This window comes from Anaerobiospirillum sp. NML120448, assembly GCF_023050945.1.
Taxonomy (GTDB): domain Bacteria; phylum Pseudomonadota; class Gammaproteobacteria; order Enterobacterales; family Succinivibrionaceae; genus Anaerobiospirillum.
Genome location: NZ_JALKIM010000008.1, coordinates 26896 through 44450, shown reverse-complemented (window position 1 = coordinate 44450; position 17555 = coordinate 26896). Strand labels below are relative to the sequence as shown.

Annotated in this window: 15 protein-coding genes; 10 read left to right on the top strand and 5 right to left on the bottom strand. The window is 39.7% G+C overall.

Going from position 1 to position 17555, the window contains the following annotated elements:
• Positions 1-628: 628 nt before the first annotated feature.
• Positions 629-1402 (bottom strand): hypothetical protein, encoded by a 774-nt coding sequence (locus MXE38_RS02710; RefSeq protein ID WP_246911018.1) that lies wholly within the window; start codon positions 1400-1402, stop codon positions 629-631.
• Between the two features lie 343 nt (positions 1403-1745).
• On the opposite strand from MXE38_RS02710, the gene MXE38_RS02705 reads away from it, so the two are divergent.
• The 8 genes from MXE38_RS02705 (at position 1746) to fabF (ending at position 9933) form a co-directional block, all read left to right on the top strand.
• Positions 1746-2291 carry a YceD family protein gene (locus MXE38_RS02705; RefSeq protein WP_246911016.1) on the top strand — a complete coding sequence of 182 codons (546 nt, stop codon included), beginning with the start codon at positions 1746-1748 and terminating at the stop codon, positions 2289-2291.
• Between the two features lie 205 nt (positions 2292-2496).
• Positions 2497-2667: a 50S ribosomal protein L32 gene (gene rpmF, locus MXE38_RS02700; RefSeq protein ID WP_246910993.1), complete on the top strand. Its 171-nt coding sequence runs from the start codon at positions 2497-2499 to the stop codon at positions 2665-2667.
• Positions 2668-3256: 589 nt separating this feature from the next.
• Positions 3257-4309, top strand: a complete 1053-nt coding sequence (locus tag MXE38_RS02695; protein WP_246910989.1) for a hypothetical protein — start codon at positions 3257-3259, stop codon at positions 4307-4309.
• 186 nt (positions 4310-4495) lie between these two features.
• Positions 4496-5452, top strand: coding sequence for a beta-ketoacyl-ACP synthase III (locus MXE38_RS02690; RefSeq protein WP_246910986.1), 957 nt, complete (start codon positions 4496-4498; stop codon positions 5450-5452).
• A 266-nt stretch (positions 5453-5718) separates the two neighbouring features.
• Positions 5719-6660, top strand: coding sequence for an ACP S-malonyltransferase (gene fabD / locus MXE38_RS02685; RefSeq protein WP_246910982.1), 942 nt, complete (start codon positions 5719-5721; stop codon positions 6658-6660).
• Between the two features lie 41 nt (positions 6661-6701).
• Positions 6702-7445, top strand: coding sequence for a 3-oxoacyl-ACP reductase FabG (gene fabG, locus MXE38_RS02680; RefSeq protein ID WP_246910973.1), 744 nt, complete (start codon positions 6702-6704; stop codon positions 7443-7445).
• Between the two features lie 542 nt (positions 7446-7987).
• The gene (gene acpP / locus MXE38_RS02675) at positions 7988-8230 is read left to right on the top strand and encodes an acyl carrier protein (protein ID WP_246910969.1); all 243 of its coding nucleotides are present in this window, start codon (positions 7988-7990) and stop codon (positions 8228-8230) included.
• Between the two features lie 455 nt (positions 8231-8685).
• On the top strand, positions 8686-9933 hold the full coding sequence (gene fabF, locus MXE38_RS02670) for a beta-ketoacyl-ACP synthase II (RefSeq protein ID WP_246910961.1): 1248 nt from the start codon (positions 8686-8688) through the stop codon (positions 9931-9933).
• Between the two features lie 83 nt (positions 9934-10016).
• Here fabF and MXE38_RS02665 read toward each other — a convergent pair whose 3' ends face one another.
• From MXE38_RS02665 to MXE38_RS02650, 4 genes are all read right to left on the bottom strand, one after another.
• Positions 10017-10763, bottom strand: a complete 747-nt coding sequence (locus tag MXE38_RS02665) for a GntR family transcriptional regulator (RefSeq protein ID WP_246910958.1) — start codon at positions 10761-10763, stop codon at positions 10017-10019.
• A 509-nt stretch (positions 10764-11272) separates the two neighbouring features.
• The gene (locus MXE38_RS02660) at positions 11273-12556 is read right to left on the bottom strand and encodes a TRAP transporter large permease (protein ID WP_246910953.1); all 1284 of its coding nucleotides are present in this window, start codon (positions 12554-12556) and stop codon (positions 11273-11275) included.
• Between the two features lie 13 nt (positions 12557-12569).
• Entirely contained in the window at positions 12570-13160 is a 591-nt protein-coding gene (locus MXE38_RS02655; protein ID WP_246910951.1) for a TRAP transporter small permease, read from the bottom strand.
• Between the two features lie 479 nt (positions 13161-13639).
• Positions 13640-14647 (bottom strand): TRAP transporter substrate-binding protein, encoded by a 1008-nt coding sequence (locus MXE38_RS02650; protein WP_246910940.1) that lies wholly within the window; start codon positions 14645-14647, stop codon positions 13640-13642.
• A 524-nt stretch (positions 14648-15171) separates the two neighbouring features.
• Here MXE38_RS02650 and MXE38_RS02645 point away from each other — a divergent pair.
• Positions 15172-16209, top strand: a complete 1038-nt coding sequence (locus MXE38_RS02645) for an L-idonate 5-dehydrogenase (RefSeq protein WP_246910937.1) — start codon at positions 15172-15174, stop codon at positions 16207-16209.
• 618 nt (positions 16210-16827) lie between these two features.
• The gene (locus tag MXE38_RS02640) at positions 16828-17535 is read left to right on the top strand and encodes a GntR family transcriptional regulator (RefSeq protein ID WP_246910935.1); all 708 of its coding nucleotides are present in this window, start codon (positions 16828-16830) and stop codon (positions 17533-17535) included.
• Positions 17536-17555 lie beyond the last annotated feature (20 nt).

Genomic DNA, 17555 nt, shown 5'->3' with positions numbered 1-17555 from the left:
CTAACCACAGTTGTATGCACACTACCAAATAGTAGAGTGTGACCTTTTATAAGAAAATATCTAATTTTAAGGGCACTTCCATACAAGAATATTAGCAATATGAATGGAAAAATCATTTTGCAATATATGCATTTTAAAACCATTTATAGTTATCTGTTAATTAGCTAATTTTCAAAACGTTAGCGATATCACAAAACTAGATTAATCGCGGTTTTTAGCATTACTTGTATACTAGACATCTAGTATGTATAAATTAATTATCACTAGGGTCTTAACGTCAATATTGGAGCCACTGTAGAAAAATTTTTTCAATCTCTATAGATACATACTTTTGCTATCGCTAAACAAATTGTACATGTCGAATTTTGTCAAAAAAAAATTGCAGGAATCGATAATAATCGATATTAGTAAAAACACCATCATTATCGCTCACTTTATGTTTAGGGGCGGGCGTAAGTTCGCCTTTTTACTTTTTAAAGGCTGCTAAGCTGCTAGCAAAGAAGGGAGATGTTTAGAAGAATGAATGTGGCATAAAAAAACCTTTGTCTTGCGTTTTGGGACAAAGGTTTTTTATGGTTAGCCTATTGAGGCTGTTCGTGGCAGCTTCCAGCTTTCAGCTTTGTTGCCTTTAGCCCTGGGTAGGCTTGCTAGCGGCAGGGGCTGGAGCTGGGGCCTTGGAGCAGTCCATGGAGTTGAGGGCAGCACGGCCTGAGATGAAGTATGGGATATTCTCAATCATGCGGTCAATAAAGGAGAGCATGGAAATGGTACAGCCTTTTCTGATAGAGCGAATATCTTGCTTGCTGTAGAACACACTATCATCAATACGCATATCAATGATGGCACCATCTGAAACGCTGGTTACAAAGAAAGAGTTAGTAGTTGGGTCAAAGCCAGTGGCGCTTACAGGAATATTGGTAAAGACAATAGGTAGTTTTTTAAACTCGCCAATGAGGTCATTGAGGCTCTTTTGATTGAGCATATCTTGTAATTGCTGGTAGGAAATATAAAGACCGCCTTCACTTGAAAAGTGAGCTTTCTTATTAAAGAAAATACGATCCTTACCAGTATTGTAGTTAGCAATAGTAAGTACACCTAAGATAGGGGTATTAATTTTGCCTGTCATACCAGGAGAACCAGCAGGGAATACTACGGTAGTAGATTGATAAAGCTTGTTAAGACGATTTTGAGTTTGAATTTCTCCAGTAATACCAGATTGAGTAGGGCCGTCTAAGGTTTCTCCTTCTTCTAGTACTACCTGGTTAATAGCATAATGATCACTCTTGAAAACAGTCTTAATTTCATAGGCTTGAGCAGCTTGTGTGCAAGATAATAAACCTACACATAGGGTGCTGGCAGCTAGCAGTGACTTAATAGCACTGGCAAATTTATTCTTTTTCATAAAAAAAATCCTTGACCAATCACGGCACAAGCCGTCTAAACCATTATAGACATTATCGTTTGCCTATAATATTAGTGCAAGCGTTGGATTAATAAGATAAGAGCGATGCCTAAAATTCCTTTATTTAAAGACAATATTTTAAGTTTATGAGATAATTAATATTGAGGCTTTATAAGGCTCTGCTGTGTGCTTATGTGAGTACACAGCAGAGCCTATTTTAATTTTACTAAGCTTTCGTCAAAGCCCTTAGTGCCGATTAAAAGCCTATAATAAGAAGTTTTTTTAACCGAGCTAAGAAAGGAGCATGGTGCGCCTTTAAGTAAGGAGGCACCTGAGATTTGTTATGACCAATACTAAGGTTTTATTACCATGTGAAGTCGATATCGATAAGTGTATCGCTTTAAATTCGTCTTTTAATGGTGCTCGTCTTGATTTAGATAAACTTTCCCGTTTACAAGAAAGCTGTGTTGCTATTAATGGTGATGTCTTAGCAACAGTAAATTTTGCTCAAGATGCTAATGGTTTGCGTATTGTTAAAGGTACATGTGAGGCCGACTTAGTATTAATTTGCCAACGTTGTGGTGAGCAATATGTTGAGCATGTGATCTCAAAGTTTAACTTCACTCCTGATTATGAAAAGGCAAAGGCTTGCAATATTGAGCAAAAATATGACTTTATTGATCTAGAAAATGGTATGGTCAATCTCTATGATTTAATTGAAGATGGACTAATTTTAGAGATCCCAACCGTACCTAAACATGACGAAGATGATGAGGCATGCACACGTCATGGCGATCAATGGGAGTATGGTGAACTTGATAAAGAAGCCACTACCAATCCATTTGCTGCTCTGGCCTCATTAAAAGAGTCCTTAGCAAATAAGCAGTAGTTAATTTAGCAAAATAAGATAATGATCAAATTATTATTGAAAAATTAGCTTTTTATCACTATAATACTGCGTCCGTGATCATGGCTTGGGAAAGCCTATTGTTCACGAGATTTTAAATTTTTGATCAAAAAAACATGCATAGAAACTCCTTTTAAATTGTTTAAAAGCAGTTTTTATAGCTCTTTATAGTATTTAGGAGACTATAATGGCCGTTCCACAGAACCACCAGTCCCGTTCACGTCGTGACAAGCGTCGTACTCATGATGCTTTATCTGCTCGTCAATTATCTGTTGATGCTCAGACTCAAGAGACCCACATTCGTCACCACGTAACCGAGAGCGGTTATTACCGTGGTAAGAAGGTTATCTTCAAGTAAGCCTATTTTAGGCATGCTTTAGCGCTAAAGCATAGCAGTCACTTTAGAACTGCAACAGCGGGGCATCATGGGCCCCGTTTGTCATTTTAGGGGTTTAATTAAGTTTTAATTAAACTTGATTAAGCTCCTAAACTAGCGCAATATCATTTCTTTATAAGCCTTTCTTATCCTCTCTTATCTTGATCCATCCTTTTGACAAATAAAGTTTTAGTGCTCTGTTTTTCTGAGTATATTTTGCATGCGTACTTAAGAAATTGAGCCTTGGCACACAAAGTAAGAGCAACTTTTGTTAAGCTTATTATTTATAGGACAAAAGAGCGTGGATTATAATCACCTAGGTTTGTATTTGTAATTTACCCATAGTTGCGCTCTGACTATCTTTGTCTAGATATGTCAGTTTAGGGCTGCTAAAACTTGTTTCTATTGGTTTTAAAGCTTAGTGATGCTGTTGTTTAAGATAACTTAGCCTAACTAAGTCGGTTTTTTTTATTGAGACTAGAGATGTGTCTGGCATGACACAAAAGAGTATTTTTTGCTCTGTAATATGTCAGATGTATAGCTCTCTTACATTAGAGCTTTGTGGTTTTTTATGGCAATTCAACAAGAGAGTAGCTCTGCTGAGCGTACAGTGGTAGCTTTAGATGGCACAGGTGGCGATAACAAGGATACTCGCCCTGTAGTAGATGCAGTGCGCTTTGCTAAAGCTATGTATCCTGGCTTATATTTAATTATTTTTGGCTCTACTCAGCTGAAAAATGATTTACAAAAAGCTCAGGTAGACCCTTCTTTTTATGAATTTCGCTTAGCTCAACAGGTTATTCCTCAAGATGAGGAGCCACGCTCGGTTATTAAGAACTATAGTAATTCAGCTATGGTAAAAGCCATCGAGTGTGTAAAAAACAAAGAGGCCGACTCTATGATATCAAGTGGCGGCTCTGGTCCTTTAGTTGCTCTTGCTCGCCATATTTTAGGGCTTCAAAAACTAAGCGACACTAGAATTAAGTTTAAAAATCGCCATGGTATGGTATCACGTTTAGGACAAGTAAGACCTTGTTTTGCTGCTAGAATTCCTATTGGCTCTAATCGTTTTGCCTTAATGATGGATTTAGGCGCTAATGCTAATTGTCAGGCTCAAGATCTGTTTGATTTTGCATGTTTAGGTAGTGCTTTTGCTAAAATATCGCTGGAACTTGATGCTCCTCGTATTGCTCTATTAAATGTTGGCACCGAAATGGGTAAAGGCTCGACTATGGTAAAGCTGGCCAAACAATACCTAGAGCAAGATAGAAATCTACATTTTACGGGATTTATTGAGGCTAATAGAATTTTCTGTGACGATGCTGATGTCATTATTACCGATGGTTTTACAGGAAATGTAGCCTTAAAAGCAGCCGAGGGCGTAGCTGATTTATATGCCAACGCAACGGGCTTAAAGAAATTCTTTGGTAAGATGGCTCGTCCTGAATGGTTATTGCCATGGCAATATAATGGCTCAGTGCTTTTAGGAGTAAATGGCTTAGTGATTAAATCACATGCCAGCGCAGGCAAAGAGGCTTTAGCTGTAGCTGTAGTAGAGGCAGCCCGAGCAGCTCATGCGTCTTTGGCTGATAAAGTTCAAGAAGAGCTGCTAATGATTAAATAATTTCATTGGTGTATTGTTAAGTTTTGTTAAGGGCTCTATTGTACTATGTGTAATTTGAGCCCGTAGTTTAATGCTCAGTGCTATGATAATTTTTCGTTATGGCCTACCATAATTGTAAGTTTAATGGCAAAATGTGCGATTTAGACTTTTAAACTTTCTTTTCCCCAGCAGAGAGTGGTGAAGCATTTGTATAGCAGAATTTTAGGTACTGGCGGTTATTTACCTGTCCAAGTTAGAACTAACGCCGATTTAGAGCAGATGGTTGAAACCTCCGATACATGGATTGTTGAGCGTACTGGCATTCATGAAAGACGTGTAGCCTCTGCTCAAGAGACTGCTGCCTTTATGGGTATTGAGGCGGCCAAAAAAGCATTGCAAGCTGCATCCTTAGAGGCTAGTGCCATTGATGCTATTGTGTGTGCTACTACTTCATCTCAAAATGCTTTCCCTTCTACCGCTTGTGAAGTTGCTTTGGGACTAGGCATTCAGGGTGCTATTGCTTTTGACGTAGCAGCTGCTTGTGCTGGTTTTAGCTATGCCTATAGCGTAGCTCACAATATGATTATCACAGGTCAGGCCAAGAATGTTTTAGTAATTGGCTCTGATACTTTATCTCGTGCTTGTGATCCACAAGATCGTTCTACCATCATTTTATTTGGTGATGGTGCAGGTGCCATTGTATTAGGCGCATCTGAGGAGCAAGGCACTTTAGCTGTTAAGTTATCCTCTGATCCTACTTGTGGCGACTTATTACGTCTTCCTTATCCAAAGAGAGGCACTAGCGTTAACGATGATGCTTATCTCTTTATGAAGGGTAATGAGGTGTTTAAGCATGCTGTTACTATGTTAGCTAACTTGGTAAAAGATACCCTTGATCTGGCTAATATTAGCGAGGATGAGCTTGACTTTTTAGTTCCTCATCAGGCTAATTTAAGAATTATTAGCGCTACTGCACGCAAGCTTAAGCTTGATATGTCTCAAGTAATTGTGACTTTAGATAAGCATGGTAATACCTCTGCTGCCTCAGTGCCTTTAGCTTTAGATGAGGGCGTTCGTCAGGGCCGTATTCAACGTGGTCAGACCATTTTATTAGAGTCTTTTGGTGGCGGTTTTGTTTGGGGCTCTGCTTTAGTCCGTTACTAAAATTCACCTATCAGTATTTTCTTATCTAAAAACGGCTGTACTCTCCTTAAAGTTTATTTTTATAGGAGAGTAAGCAGCCTTAAACTATTCATACTAAATCCATCCTGATATATTCCTTTGTTTTCCTATCTTGTGTGATTAAGCTGTCAATTTTAGGCAAGAACTCATATGTTCTTATTAAGATAGTGATTTAATGAAGGTGGATTAAAATAGATTTTTTAACATCGACAGGAGTCAGGTAAGCATGCGCTTGCCTGAATGAATTTATGAAGTCATTTGCAGTTGTTTTTCCAGGTCAAGGTTCTCAGTCCGTTGGCATGTTTGAGTCTTTTATGGCTAATGATATTGTAGCCAAGACTTTTGAAGAGGCTAACGACGCTTTAGGCTATGACTTAAAGAAGATTGTATTAACAGGCCCAGAGAGTGAGTTAAATAAGACTGAAATTACTCAACCAGCTATTTTAACCGCCTCAGTTGCTGCTTACCGTGCCTTAGGTAAGGCTTTGGGTGACAATTTACCTGTAGCTTGTGCTGGTCACTCTTTAGGTGAGTATTCAGCTTTAGTAGCTGCTAATGCTATTTCTTTTTATGATGCTGTGCGCTTAGTGCGTTTACGTGGTCAGGCTATGCAAGAGGCTGTTCCTGCTGGCGTTGGTGCCATGATGGCTATTTTAGGCCTTGATGACGATGTCATTGTTAATGGCTGTGCTGCTGTAAGTAAAGAGGGTGAGGCTGTTTGGGCTGCAAACTTCAATACTCCAGGTCAGGTAGTTATTTCTGGCGCTAAAGAGGCAGTGGCTCGTGCTGGTGAGTACTTTGCTCAAAACGGTGCCCGTCGTTGTGTTGCCCTTCCTGTAAGTGTTCCATCCCATTGTCCTATGATGCAAGGCGCTGCTGATAAGTTAGCTGCTGCTTTAGCTGATATTAATATTGCTCCAGCTTCCATGCCTGTTTATGCCAACGTATTGGCAGCCCCAGTAACTGAGCCTGCTGCTATTATTGATTGCTTAGTTAAGCAATTAATTGGTTCTGTTCGTTGGGTAGAAACAGTACAAAATATGAAGGCTAATGGCATTGAGGCTGTTATCGAAGTTGGTCCAAATAAGGTTCTTTGTGGTTTAAATCGCAAGATTGATAAGACCTTAATTACTGGCAATATTGCTAGCGACGAGGATATTGCTAAGGTTTTACAGAGCCTTGAGGCTTAATTTAGCACTGTAGTGGTAAGTTAGTTTAGGATTTTTTAATTATGAATTTAGACTTTTCTGGCAAGGTAGTTTTAGTAACTGGTGCTAGCCGTGGTATTGGTCAGGCTATTGCTCAGGCTTTTGCACAATTAAATGCTACTGTAATTGGCACTGCTACCTCACAAGGTGGTGCTGATAATATTACTGCTTACTTAAACGGTAAGGGCTATGGCTTAGTTTTAAACTCTTTAGAGCCAGAGACTTTTGCTGACTTCTTAAAGAGCGTAGAAGAGAAGGCTGGTGGTAGCGTTGATGTGTTAGTAAATAACGCTGGTATCACTCGTGATAATCTTTTTATGCGTATGAAAGATGAAGAGTGGAATCAAGTTATTGCTTGCAACTTAACTGCCGTATCTAAGCTTTGCCAATTAGTAATGCGTGGCATGATGAAGAAGCGCAATGGTCGCATTATTAATATCACCTCAGTAGTTGGTGAGACTGGTAATGCTGGCCAATGTAATTATGCTGCTGCTAAGGCTGGTTTAATTGGCTTCTCTAAGTCTTTAGCTAAAGAGTTAGCTCCACGCAATGTAACAGTAAACTGTGTTGCCCCAGGCTTTATCACTACTGATATGACCGCTGTATTATCCGATGAGATCAAGGAGAACTTATTAAAGGCTGTTCCTCTTGGTTGTATGGGTGCAGCTGAGGATATTGCTAATGCTGTAGTATTCTTAGCATCTGATGGTGGTAAGTACATCACTGGTACCACTTTAGATGTTAATGGCGGTATGTACTGCGTTTAATAGTTTTTTGGTAGTCTAGTTTTTTATCTAGGTAAGTATTGCCTTTGCTTGCTCTATAAGGCCTAATGAACATTACAAAAATGATACTATTAATTTGTGAACCTGAACAAATTAATAGAAATTTAGGCCTATTTTACTCTGCCTAGGCTACCAATAAGGGCAGTAATTGTATATAATCAGCCTCGAACTGTTCTTGTTGTCAATAACAGAACCGTTTGATGCTTTGCGTAATTTAGGCGATGTTGCTCTAGTAGTTGCTTTGAGATGACAATAGCTTAAAATAAGCGCTTAAACAGGGCAGGACGTGCCCTAAGAGCTTGTTTGGTGAATAGCATTAGCGTTCAGCAGCAAGACCCCGCCGACACAAGCCCATATTTTTATTGGGACTAGTAGGATTCCTAGGTTTTGCTAATAGGAATACGTCCAATATTGAGGTGGTGTTAAGTTTTTTACTTGGACCACTACGTTATTTTTTTTGCCAACTAAGGTTGGTTAACTTTAACTAAAGGACAGAAGTGCTAGCGCACTCTGACGGGTTAGAAATGAGCGATATGACCATTGAAGAACGCGTAAAGAAGATTATTGTTGACATGTTAGGTGTAAATCCAGAGGATGTAGTTCCAAGTGCATCTTTTGTCAATGACCTTGGCGCTGACTCTTTAGATACTGTAGAGCTCGTAATGGCTTTAGAAGAAGAGTTCGAGACTGAGATCCCTGATGAGGAAGCCGAGCAAATCAATACTGTTCAGGCTGCTATTGACTACATCAAGTCACACCAAGAGTAATACAAGTAGCGGTGTAAGCCGTTTTATACTTGTGTGAACCCAGCGGCGGAGCTTTTATAAGCCGAGCCGTTGGTAATTTGCAAAAGTATTAATCTTGACCTCCCATGGGACAATTTTAGTTCCTTATAAAATAGCAAGCCTTGGCTTGCTTATTTTGTTTATAGCTAAGCAAAAATTTTTTGATTGACTATAAATTGTCGTTTGTAGATCACTAATAAGTGTGATAATGTTGGTTGGTTGATTTATTGCTAAAGATTAACGCCCAAAACCGCTATGTTAAGGACAATTAGATAGTGGTGATGGTTAATCTTTATTAAACATGAGATCTAATACAAATCATATTAGATCTAGTGATTGAGACTGATAATACCATGCTAAAAGGCGTGTCCTTTTAAGAAGCATCCATCAGTCTAAGAGTGTTAAGCACAATTTTTATTTTTTTGGAGGCATTAACGGTGCAAAAGCGCAGGGTAGTAGTGACCGGTCTTGGCATGTTAAGTCCAGTGGGCAATACCGCAGAAGATTCATGGAAGGCCTTACTCGCTGGTAAGAGCGGCATTTCCACCATTGAGCATTTCGACACCAGCGCCTTTAGCGTAAAAATCGCTGGCCTAGTTAAGGATTTTAAGCCTGAAGACTGGGGTATTACTCGCAAAGACGAGCGCAAGATGGATCCGTTCATTCAGTACGGCATTGCTGCTGGATTAATGGCTTTTGAAGATTCAAAGCTACAAATCACTGAAGAGAACGCCGAGCGTTGTGGTGTTATGATTGGTTCTGGTATCGGTGGCTTAGGTCTTATCGAGCAGAACATCAATGGTTTAGCCCAAAAGGGCACTAAGGGCATTAGCCCATTCTTCGTACCTTCAACCATTATCAACATGGTTTCAGGTCATTTATCTATTCTTAAAGGCTTAAAGGGCCCTAACTTAGCCTCTGTAACAGCTTGTGCCTCAGGTACTCATGCTATTGGTTTATCTGCTCGTTTAATTGCAGCAGGTGATGCTGATGTAATGTTAGCTGGTGGTGCAGAAAAGGCCTCTACCCCAATGGGTATCGGTGGCTTTAGTGCGCTAAAGGCTCTTTCTACTCGCAATGATGAGCCAGAGAAGGCCTCCCGTCCATGGGATGAGGGCCGTGATGGCTTCGTATTAGGCGATGGTGCTGGTGTCTTAGTATTAGAAGAGTATGAGCATGCTAAGGCTCGTGGCGCTAAGATCTACGCTGAGTTAGTAGGCTTTGGTATGTCTGGCGATGCTTACCACATGACTGCTACCCCAGAGGATGGCGATGGTGCCCGTCGTGCTATGCAAAATGCAATTAAAGATGCTGGTATTGAGCCTTGTCAGATTGGTTACATCAATGCTCACGGTACCTCAACTCACGTAGGTGATATTTCTGAGTTACGTGCTGCTAAGGCTATTTTTGGTGATGCTCCTAAGAACACTGTAATGAGCTCTACCAAGTCTATGACTGGCCACTTATTAGGTGCAGCAGGCGCTATTGAGGCTATTATCACTGTATTAGCTGTACGTGATCAAATTTGTCCTCCAACCATCAACTTAGAGAATCCTGCTGAGGAAGTTGGTGACTTTAACTTAGTTCCAAACGTTGCCCTCAAGCATGACATTGAGTACGCCATTTCCAACAGCTTCGGCTTTGGTGGCACCAATGGCTCTTTAATTTTCAAGCGTATGGACTAATTACTTATTAGTTAGTTCCAAACTAAAAAAGGCTCTATGTTGTTAACAACATAGAGCCTTTTGCTTACCTAACTTATAGAAAATTAAAGACTATCGTCCTCTTGGCTAGCTCTCTTGCTCATAGCTTGCAAGGAGTCAAAAGTAAACCAATCCTTGTATTTTTGAACAATGGTTTGATGAACATTGATAATTTGGTGAAGGTGAGTAGTAATTGCCTTTTGGCAGTTTTCGATATCACGCTCTTTTAAGTAGTTATAAATTTCTTCGTGATCATCAGTAATGCCATCAACTGGTGAAACACCCTCTAAAGATAAAAAGCGAATACGATCCATTTGGCCTTTAATGCTTTGAATAGTTTTCCATGGCATATCTGACATAGAAAAAGAGCATAGACATTGGTGGAAACGATCATCTAAATTTAGATAGTTAGCACGCAAGTTATCATCATGAGCAATATTACGTTGCTGATCTAAGATCTTTTTTAATTGTCCTAAGCGGTTATTAATAACCTTTTCTTCTAAGTTTACGATATTACCAACACATTCCTTTTCAATAGCGCCACGAATAAAAGAGGTATATTCAAGCTCTTTAATACAAATGCGCTCTACTACTGAGCCACGTTGCGGCAAAATTGAGAGTAGTCCTTCATAGCTAAGGCGCATCAAGGCTTCACGTACTGGTTGACGTGACACATTAAACTGCTCGGAAAGAGCATTTTCTGAAAGAGTAGTGCCTGGCACAATAGTAGTTTCAGTAATGTGTTTTCTTAAAAAATCATAAATTTGTGGACTAATAGATTTTTGAGAAGAAATGCGAATTTTCGGTAACACAACCGTACATGCAACGGACATAAAGATCCCTTTCCTTGTCTAGATAATAGAGCTTTGCATGATCCTGACACAAAGAAAATTTAATAAAAAGTAACTTTCTTCTCTATGTCTGGATGGCCGCTAGGTAAGCTTAATATAGTATAAAAAAACGTAGCTATTATATTATAGATCTTGTTTTTATGGGCTATTTAACCACAAGCGCGCCAAAGCAAAGCTAAAATTAGCTCTTGCCATCACCAGATCAAATCACGACCAATTAGCTCCTGCCCAAGCTTGCCAATAGCTAAAAGCGTGGGCTAAGACTTGCGCAAAGCGTAGGGAGCTAGGTGCTAAGCGCAGGTAACCTAAGCGTAGGGCGCAATGCGCATGACGCAATGCGCATGACGCAATGCGCAGAGCGCAGGCCGCACTGGAGCTTAGGGGCTTGAGAGCTAAAAAAAATAGCCAGCGCAATAATGGAGGATATACACGCTGGCTATAAGTTTAAGTGCTAAAAATATATATGCTTTTTAATAACCGAACCATGAAGCTGGAGCGGTAATAATAGCTGGGAATAATAAGCAGACAATTAAGAATAAGAACTCGGCGATTAAGAATGGACCAATACCTCTTACAATCTGACCCATCTTTAAGTTACTTACTGAGCAGCCAATGTAAAGCACGGTACCAACAGGAGGTGTTAGTAAGCCTAAACATAAGTTAATAATCATGATGACAGCAAAGTAGTAAACGTCGATACCAGCAGCCTCAACGAGAGGGAATAATACTGGGGTGAAGATTAAGGTAATTGGGGTAATATCCATTACCATGCCTAAGGCTAATAACAGAATATTAAGAACAATTAACAATAAGATCTTGTGCTCAACTAAGCCTGACATGAGCTCAACTAATTGAGCTGGTACGTCAGCCATAGTAATCATCCAGCCAACAGCGCTAGCGCCGCCTACGATGAACATAACCACGCCAGTAGAGCGCATAGCATCGTAGCAAAGCTGAGGGATCATAGAGAGCTTTAATTGACGGTTAATTAAAGTAGAAACTAAGAAAGCATAAACGCAAGCTACAGCACCACCCTCGGTTGGAGTAAAGGCACCCATACGAATACCTACAATAATAATGATAGGTAACATGATGGCTGGGAGGGCCTTAATGGTGATAGGTAAAATTTCCTTAGCTGGTACCTTAACAACATCAGTAATACCGTCACGGCGTACCATAATGAACCAAGCAATCATAATGGACATACCTAATAAGATGCCTGGAACAATACCCATCACAAAGAGCTTACCAATAGAGAGGCCAGCGGTAACACCTAAAATAATCATAGGTAGTGATGGTGGAATAATAGGAGCGGTCAATGCTGAGGAGCATACTAAACCAGTAGCACGTGACTTATCATAGCCAGCTGCCACCATCATAGGGATTAACATACCGCCTAAAGCAGATACGTCAGCAATAGCAACACCAGAAAGACCAGCAAAGAGCATACAAGCTAAGATGGTAACGTAGCCTAAACCACCTCTAAATCTACCTACAATAGCTTGAGCAAATTCAATTAATTGCTTAGAAATACCACCATGCTTCATAATTTCACCAGCTAAGATGAAGAAAGGCACAGTGATTAAAATGTAGTTATCAGTTCCGCTCACTACTTGGAAAGAGAGCTGATATGGAAGATCGCCCATATCTAAGAACCATAATAGGATTAAGCAACAAATAAAGAGCACAATGGCAATAGGCATACCTGTAAACAAGAGAGTAAACAGTGAGCCTAAGAAAATAAATAATTCCATGGAACCTTACCTCTTATTTATCAGAGTCTGATGGCTTGTTTTGGGCAGCAGCTTCTGCCTTGCTAATGTTTTCTTGATCAGCACTATCAGCAGTTAGGGCGTTGGCTTCTTTAGCTAAGCGCTCTAAAGTGGCATCGTCATGCTTTAATAAAGCTAAGTCCTGCTTAATATGAGCAACGCTAATTACAGAGCAAGCGAAAGTACCAATAAGGACAGCTAAAATCATTACTGAATAAGGGATACCAGTTACCTGACCTACGGTAGTAGTATCGATGTAGTATAAATAAGAGCCATAGCTTAAGGTTAATAACACAATAAGGGAGACAACTTCGAATACTACAGAGAAGTAAATGGCTTGTCTTGGAGTTAAGCGATCGGTCACTGTGGTAACACGAATATGGCCACGAGTAAACCAAACAGACACAATACCTAAATAGATGGCCCATAAGAACAAGTATCTAACAAGCTCTTCTGTGATAATGATGCCTGAATTAAAGAAATAGCGTAGGGCGGTATTGGCAAATACAAAGCCCACCATGGTTAGAAGCAAGGCACAGCACAATCCTTTGTTGATGGTACTGGCAATTTTGATCAGATTTTCCATAAACAAATACCTATACAATTGTGGCAAAAAGTTGGGAAAATTAGTTCAGCTAACTTAATAAGATACGGTTGCTTGTGTAAATGCGGGCTTTAAGTACTTTTTGTGATAATTATGTGCTCGAGCACTTTATAAATTTTGGGCGTAGTAATCCCAAGGTAAGAAAAACTTACTTAGAATAAAAGCTTATAAAATGGAGATTTAATTATCAGAAAAAATGCTTTTAGCCGAGGTGCTAACCAAAAGAGCTAAGCTAATTGTCTTTTTAAATGTGTACGAGCACTTTATAAAATTAAAAAAAAGAGCTCTGTTGATTAATACTTTTGAGTGTCTGCGGTGAGCTTTGGTCTGAATCAAGCTCTTGATTAAAAGAAAATTAGCGCTTAAGTTGCTTGAAACTTGTTACTTAAGCTAGGCGCAGGGGCCTAGCTTAAGGGCTAGGACTAGTGCCTAGCCTTTAAATAAATTGAAGCTAAAAGTTATTATTTCTTAGCTGGATCTACGCTAGCGCAGTAGTCACGGATAGCCTTAGAGCCTGGAACCTCAGCGTCAAACCAATCCCATGCAGGTTGAGCTGCCTTAACCATTTGATCCTTAAACTCTGCACTTGGAATAGTGATAGTTACGCCATTTTGCTTGAAGAAAGCAACAGTATCAGCCTCATCCTTCTCTGAGATTTCCCAGTTGTACTTAACAGCGTTGTCCATTGCAGTATCGAACCAAGCCTTAGCTTGATCGTCTAACTTGCCGTACCACTTGTCGTTAACTAACACGAAGGTTGGGGAGAAAATGTGGCGGCTTTCAAGCATGTACTTGTTAACTTCCCACCAGCCCATGGACTTAACCATTGAGTATGGGTTATCTTGGCCATCTACAACCTTGGTCTCTAAAGCAGTGTAGAGCTCAGTAGCTGGGAGAGGAGTTGGGTTAGTGCCTAAAGCCTTGAATAATTGTACGAATACTTCATTTAATGGAGTACGGATCTTCATCTTACCGAGTTCTTTCATGTTGGTTACAGGGAAAGAAGAAGAAATCTGACGGAAGCCATTTACAATTACGCCAGCAATACGAGCGCCTGAGTTAGCGGTGTAGTCACCCTCAAATTGCTTCATGCCACCAGATAAGAATACTTCACGTGCGTGATCCCAACCATTAATAACAAATGGCTGCTCCCAAGCACCAATCATTGGCTCATCATTCTTAATTAAGCCACCAACTTGTGCAATCTGGATAGTGCCTCTCTTGCACAATTCCATGATCTTCTCTTCACCGCCAGCTTCGTTATTTGGCTTTAAGGTAACCTTAAATTGGCCGTCGGATACTTGCTCGAGCTCATTTTTGAAGTGCTCCATCATTCTGGAGTTTGGATGATCAGGACCAAAGTAACCTGCAAAAATAACACGATAGCTCTTAGCTTGAGCAGCACTTAAAGGGGTAGCAGCTAAAACAGCGGCAGCACCTACAGCTAAAAGAGACTTTAATAACTTCATGCGACAATCCTCAAATCACAATAATAAGCACCGCTATCCAACGATCAAATAGTGGGATCCCAATCTTTTTGGGATGTGTAAAGAATATCCAAAATACAGACATATGTTTGAGGGGTGCATCACACTTTGCACTATTTGCTAAAAATAACTTGCAAAAAATAGGGGGTAGATATTGCCGATTTTTGGCATAAGAATGCATCATAGCGGCATCTTGTATACAAGGATTCAAGATTGTTTGATTTGTTAAGTAGATCACAGTTTTGTGCGTATTGCTTAACTAATAACTTTTATCCCTATATAGCGATAAAGCCCTTATTTAAAGCCATTCATAAACAGTTTACTTTTATGCGCTATTATTTAGATAACTTGCTCAAAATGAATATTTCTTTTAAATTATGTGACAGACAATCAATTATTACTTAGTCATTGTATTGTAGGATCCAAGTTAACAAGTTTAATGCAGTTAATATGTTGAGTACGCTTAACTTTCTTTGGCGTTATCAGTACATAAAGTGAGGTTTTTCATGAAAGCATGTGTTCTCCATGGTAAGGGTGATATTCGTTTTGAAGATATTCCAGAGCCAGTTATCAAGGAAGCTGATGAGGTTAAAGTTAAAATTTTAGCTGGCGGTATTTGCGGTTCTGATCAGCACTACTATACCGAAGGCGGCATTGGTACAGCTATTGTTGTCCGTGAGCCTATTGTTATGGGTCATGAAGGCTGCGGTATCGTTGAGGAAGTTGGCGCTAATGTCGAGGGCTTAAAGGCTGGCGACATGGTAATTTTACGTCCTGCTCGTCCATGTTTTGATTGTGAGTACTGTAAAGTAGGCAAGTATTCTTATTGCTTAAATATGCGTCACTTAGGCTCTGCTGCTACCTTCCCTCATGTACAAGGCTTATTCTCTGAAAAGGTAGTAGTACACAAGGCCCAATGCCGTGTAGTTAAGAACATGAAGCCTGAGGTGGCTGCTTTTGCTGAGCCTTTAGGTATTGCTTACAACGGTGTACATTGTTTAGGTGATGTGATTGGTAAAAATGTTTTAGTAATGGGTGCAGGCCCAATCGGCTGCTTATGTGCTGCCGCTGCTAAGACCTTAGGTGCTGATCGTGTAACTGTAGTAGACATTAGAGATCAAGTATTAGACATTGCTCTTAAGATGGGTGCTGATGAGGTATGCAATTCTAAGAGCAATCCAGAGCAAATTGAGAAGTGGTGTGAGAACAAGGGCCACTTTGATTGCTGTATTGAAGCCACTGGTAATGGTTTTGCTGCTACTCAAGCTATGAAGATGACTCGCCCTGAGGGTGTAGTATCTCAAGTAGGTATGTATGGTTCTGGCCACCAGCCAACTGACTTTGGCGCATTTGCAGTTAAGGGCTTAAAGTGGGTATCAGTATTCCGTTTCTATGAGGAATTTGGTCCATGCGTAAGTGCCTTAGAGCGTGGCTTAATTGATCCTCTTCCTTTATTAAGTGCTTCTTATGAGGCCAAGGACATCCAAAAGGCTATGGATGCTGCCTTATCCCCAGAGACCATGAAGGTTCAAATCCACTTCTAAGAAGCAAAGAACAGCTAAGCAAAGCAGAGCCCAGCTGAGCAAAACAAAGCTAAGCTAAGCTAAGCTGGGCACAGCGCAGCACTGTCTTGCTAAGCTATAGCCAGGCTATGCTAAATAAAATAATTTCATGCGATAAGAGAAATCATATTTTAGGCACCTTAGTAATTTTTATTGCGGGTGCCTAATTTATTAGTAGTTATCTATAGTTTTTGCGGACTTAACATCGTGGGTAAAAAAGCAGAGCAATTCATAACAAAGCTCAAAGCTCAATGGTGTCACAATGGTTCAAGCTCGTAGATGGAGTAACTTGGATCCAAGGATCCAGTATTAATTTCACCGCTATTTAAGCTTATTTAACGAGAAAGAATTAACTTTGGTAGTTTAAAAAGCTCACATTCTTAAGCTTTGATAGTTTTGTTTTATTTAAAAAAAGCGTATGCTAACTATAAAACTAAGTTACAACTGGGCTACTAGTGTCCTTGAGCCTATATGCGCTATGGTTAGTATGAAAAAAATTTGATGAGAGTTGCCGCCTACAGCTCTATATTTCACTTACTTAAATTTACGGAGGATGCGCCTCAATTAGTCTTTTATGGGTTAATAGGGTGCTTTGATATTATGGAACTGCCAAGACTACGCTTATCTACCAAGTCCACCATATCTGCACAAATTTATGTGTTTTTACGATATCAGATCACCTCTGCCAATATTCGTCCTGGCTCTACTATTTCTGAAAACGAATTATCTGCTCATTTTAAAGTGTCTCGTCAGCCTGTGCGTGAGGCTTTAAACTCTTTAGAGCATGATGGTTTAATTTCTGTGATCCCACAAAAAGGCACTGTAGTTAAGAAGATTTCTGTTAGTGATTTAAAGCAAGTAGTGTTTATTCGCTCCTCATTGGAGTGTTCTAGTATTGATAACATTGCTAAGTTATCAGTAGGTAAATACACCAAAATCCTTAATAAGCTCAAAGACAATTTAGAAGAGCAAAAGAATAAGAGCGATCCTAATAATTTAGCAGGCTCATTTTTGCCTTTGGATGATAAATTCCATGAGCTTATTTGTTCTTTTTCTGACTGTGCTATGACCTGGCAGGTAGTGCAATCATGTAAGGGACAGCTTGATCGTATTCGTTATTTATCTATGGGTGTAGAGTCGCCTTTAGAGGGCTTAATTAGCGATCATGAGGCTATTTTAAAGTGTATTGAGAACTATGACTTTGAAAAAGCTAAAGAGCTGTTAAATAGCCATTTGCATGAGGTTATGATTACTCATAAACCCATTAAGAAGAAATATGCTGAATGGTTTGAAAGTGATGACAATTAGACTTTAAAATAAAGCCCCTA

What these genes read in the sequence shown, in the direction of transcription:
- MXE38_RS02710 (WP_246911018.1), bottom strand. Translation starts at nt 1,402, where the DNA reads ATGAAAAAGAATAAATTTGCCAGTGCTATTAAGTCACTGCTAGCTGCC.
- MXE38_RS02705 (WP_246911016.1), top strand. Translation starts at nt 1,746, where the DNA reads ATGACCAATACTAAGGTTTTATTACCATGTGAAGTCGATATCGATAAG.
- rpmF (WP_246910993.1), top strand. Translation starts at nt 2,497, where the DNA reads ATGGCCGTTCCACAGAACCACCAGTCCCGTTCACGTCGTGACAAGCGT.
- MXE38_RS02695 (WP_246910989.1), top strand. Translation starts at nt 3,257, where the DNA reads ATGGCAATTCAACAAGAGAGTAGCTCTGCTGAGCGTACAGTGGTAGCT.
- fabD (WP_246910982.1), top strand. Translation starts at nt 5,719, where the DNA reads ATGAAGTCATTTGCAGTTGTTTTTCCAGGTCAAGGTTCTCAGTCCGTT.
- fabG (WP_246910973.1), top strand. Translation starts at nt 6,702, where the DNA reads ATGAATTTAGACTTTTCTGGCAAGGTAGTTTTAGTAACTGGTGCTAGC.
- acpP (WP_246910969.1), top strand. Translation starts at nt 7,988, where the DNA reads ATGAGCGATATGACCATTGAAGAACGCGTAAAGAAGATTATTGTTGAC.
- MXE38_RS02660 (WP_246910953.1), bottom strand. Translation starts at nt 12,556, where the DNA reads ATGGAATTATTTATTTTCTTAGGCTCACTGTTTACTCTCTTGTTTACA.
- MXE38_RS02655 (WP_246910951.1), bottom strand. Translation starts at nt 13,160, where the DNA reads ATGGAAAATCTGATCAAAATTGCCAGTACCATCAACAAAGGATTGTGC.
- MXE38_RS02650 (WP_246910940.1), bottom strand. Translation starts at nt 14,647, where the DNA reads ATGAAGTTATTAAAGTCTCTTTTAGCTGTAGGTGCTGCCGCTGTTTTA.
- MXE38_RS02645 (WP_246910937.1), top strand. Translation starts at nt 15,172, where the DNA reads ATGAAAGCATGTGTTCTCCATGGTAAGGGTGATATTCGTTTTGAAGAT.
- MXE38_RS02640 (WP_246910935.1), top strand. Translation starts at nt 16,828, where the DNA reads ATGGAACTGCCAAGACTACGCTTATCTACCAAGTCCACCATATCTGCA.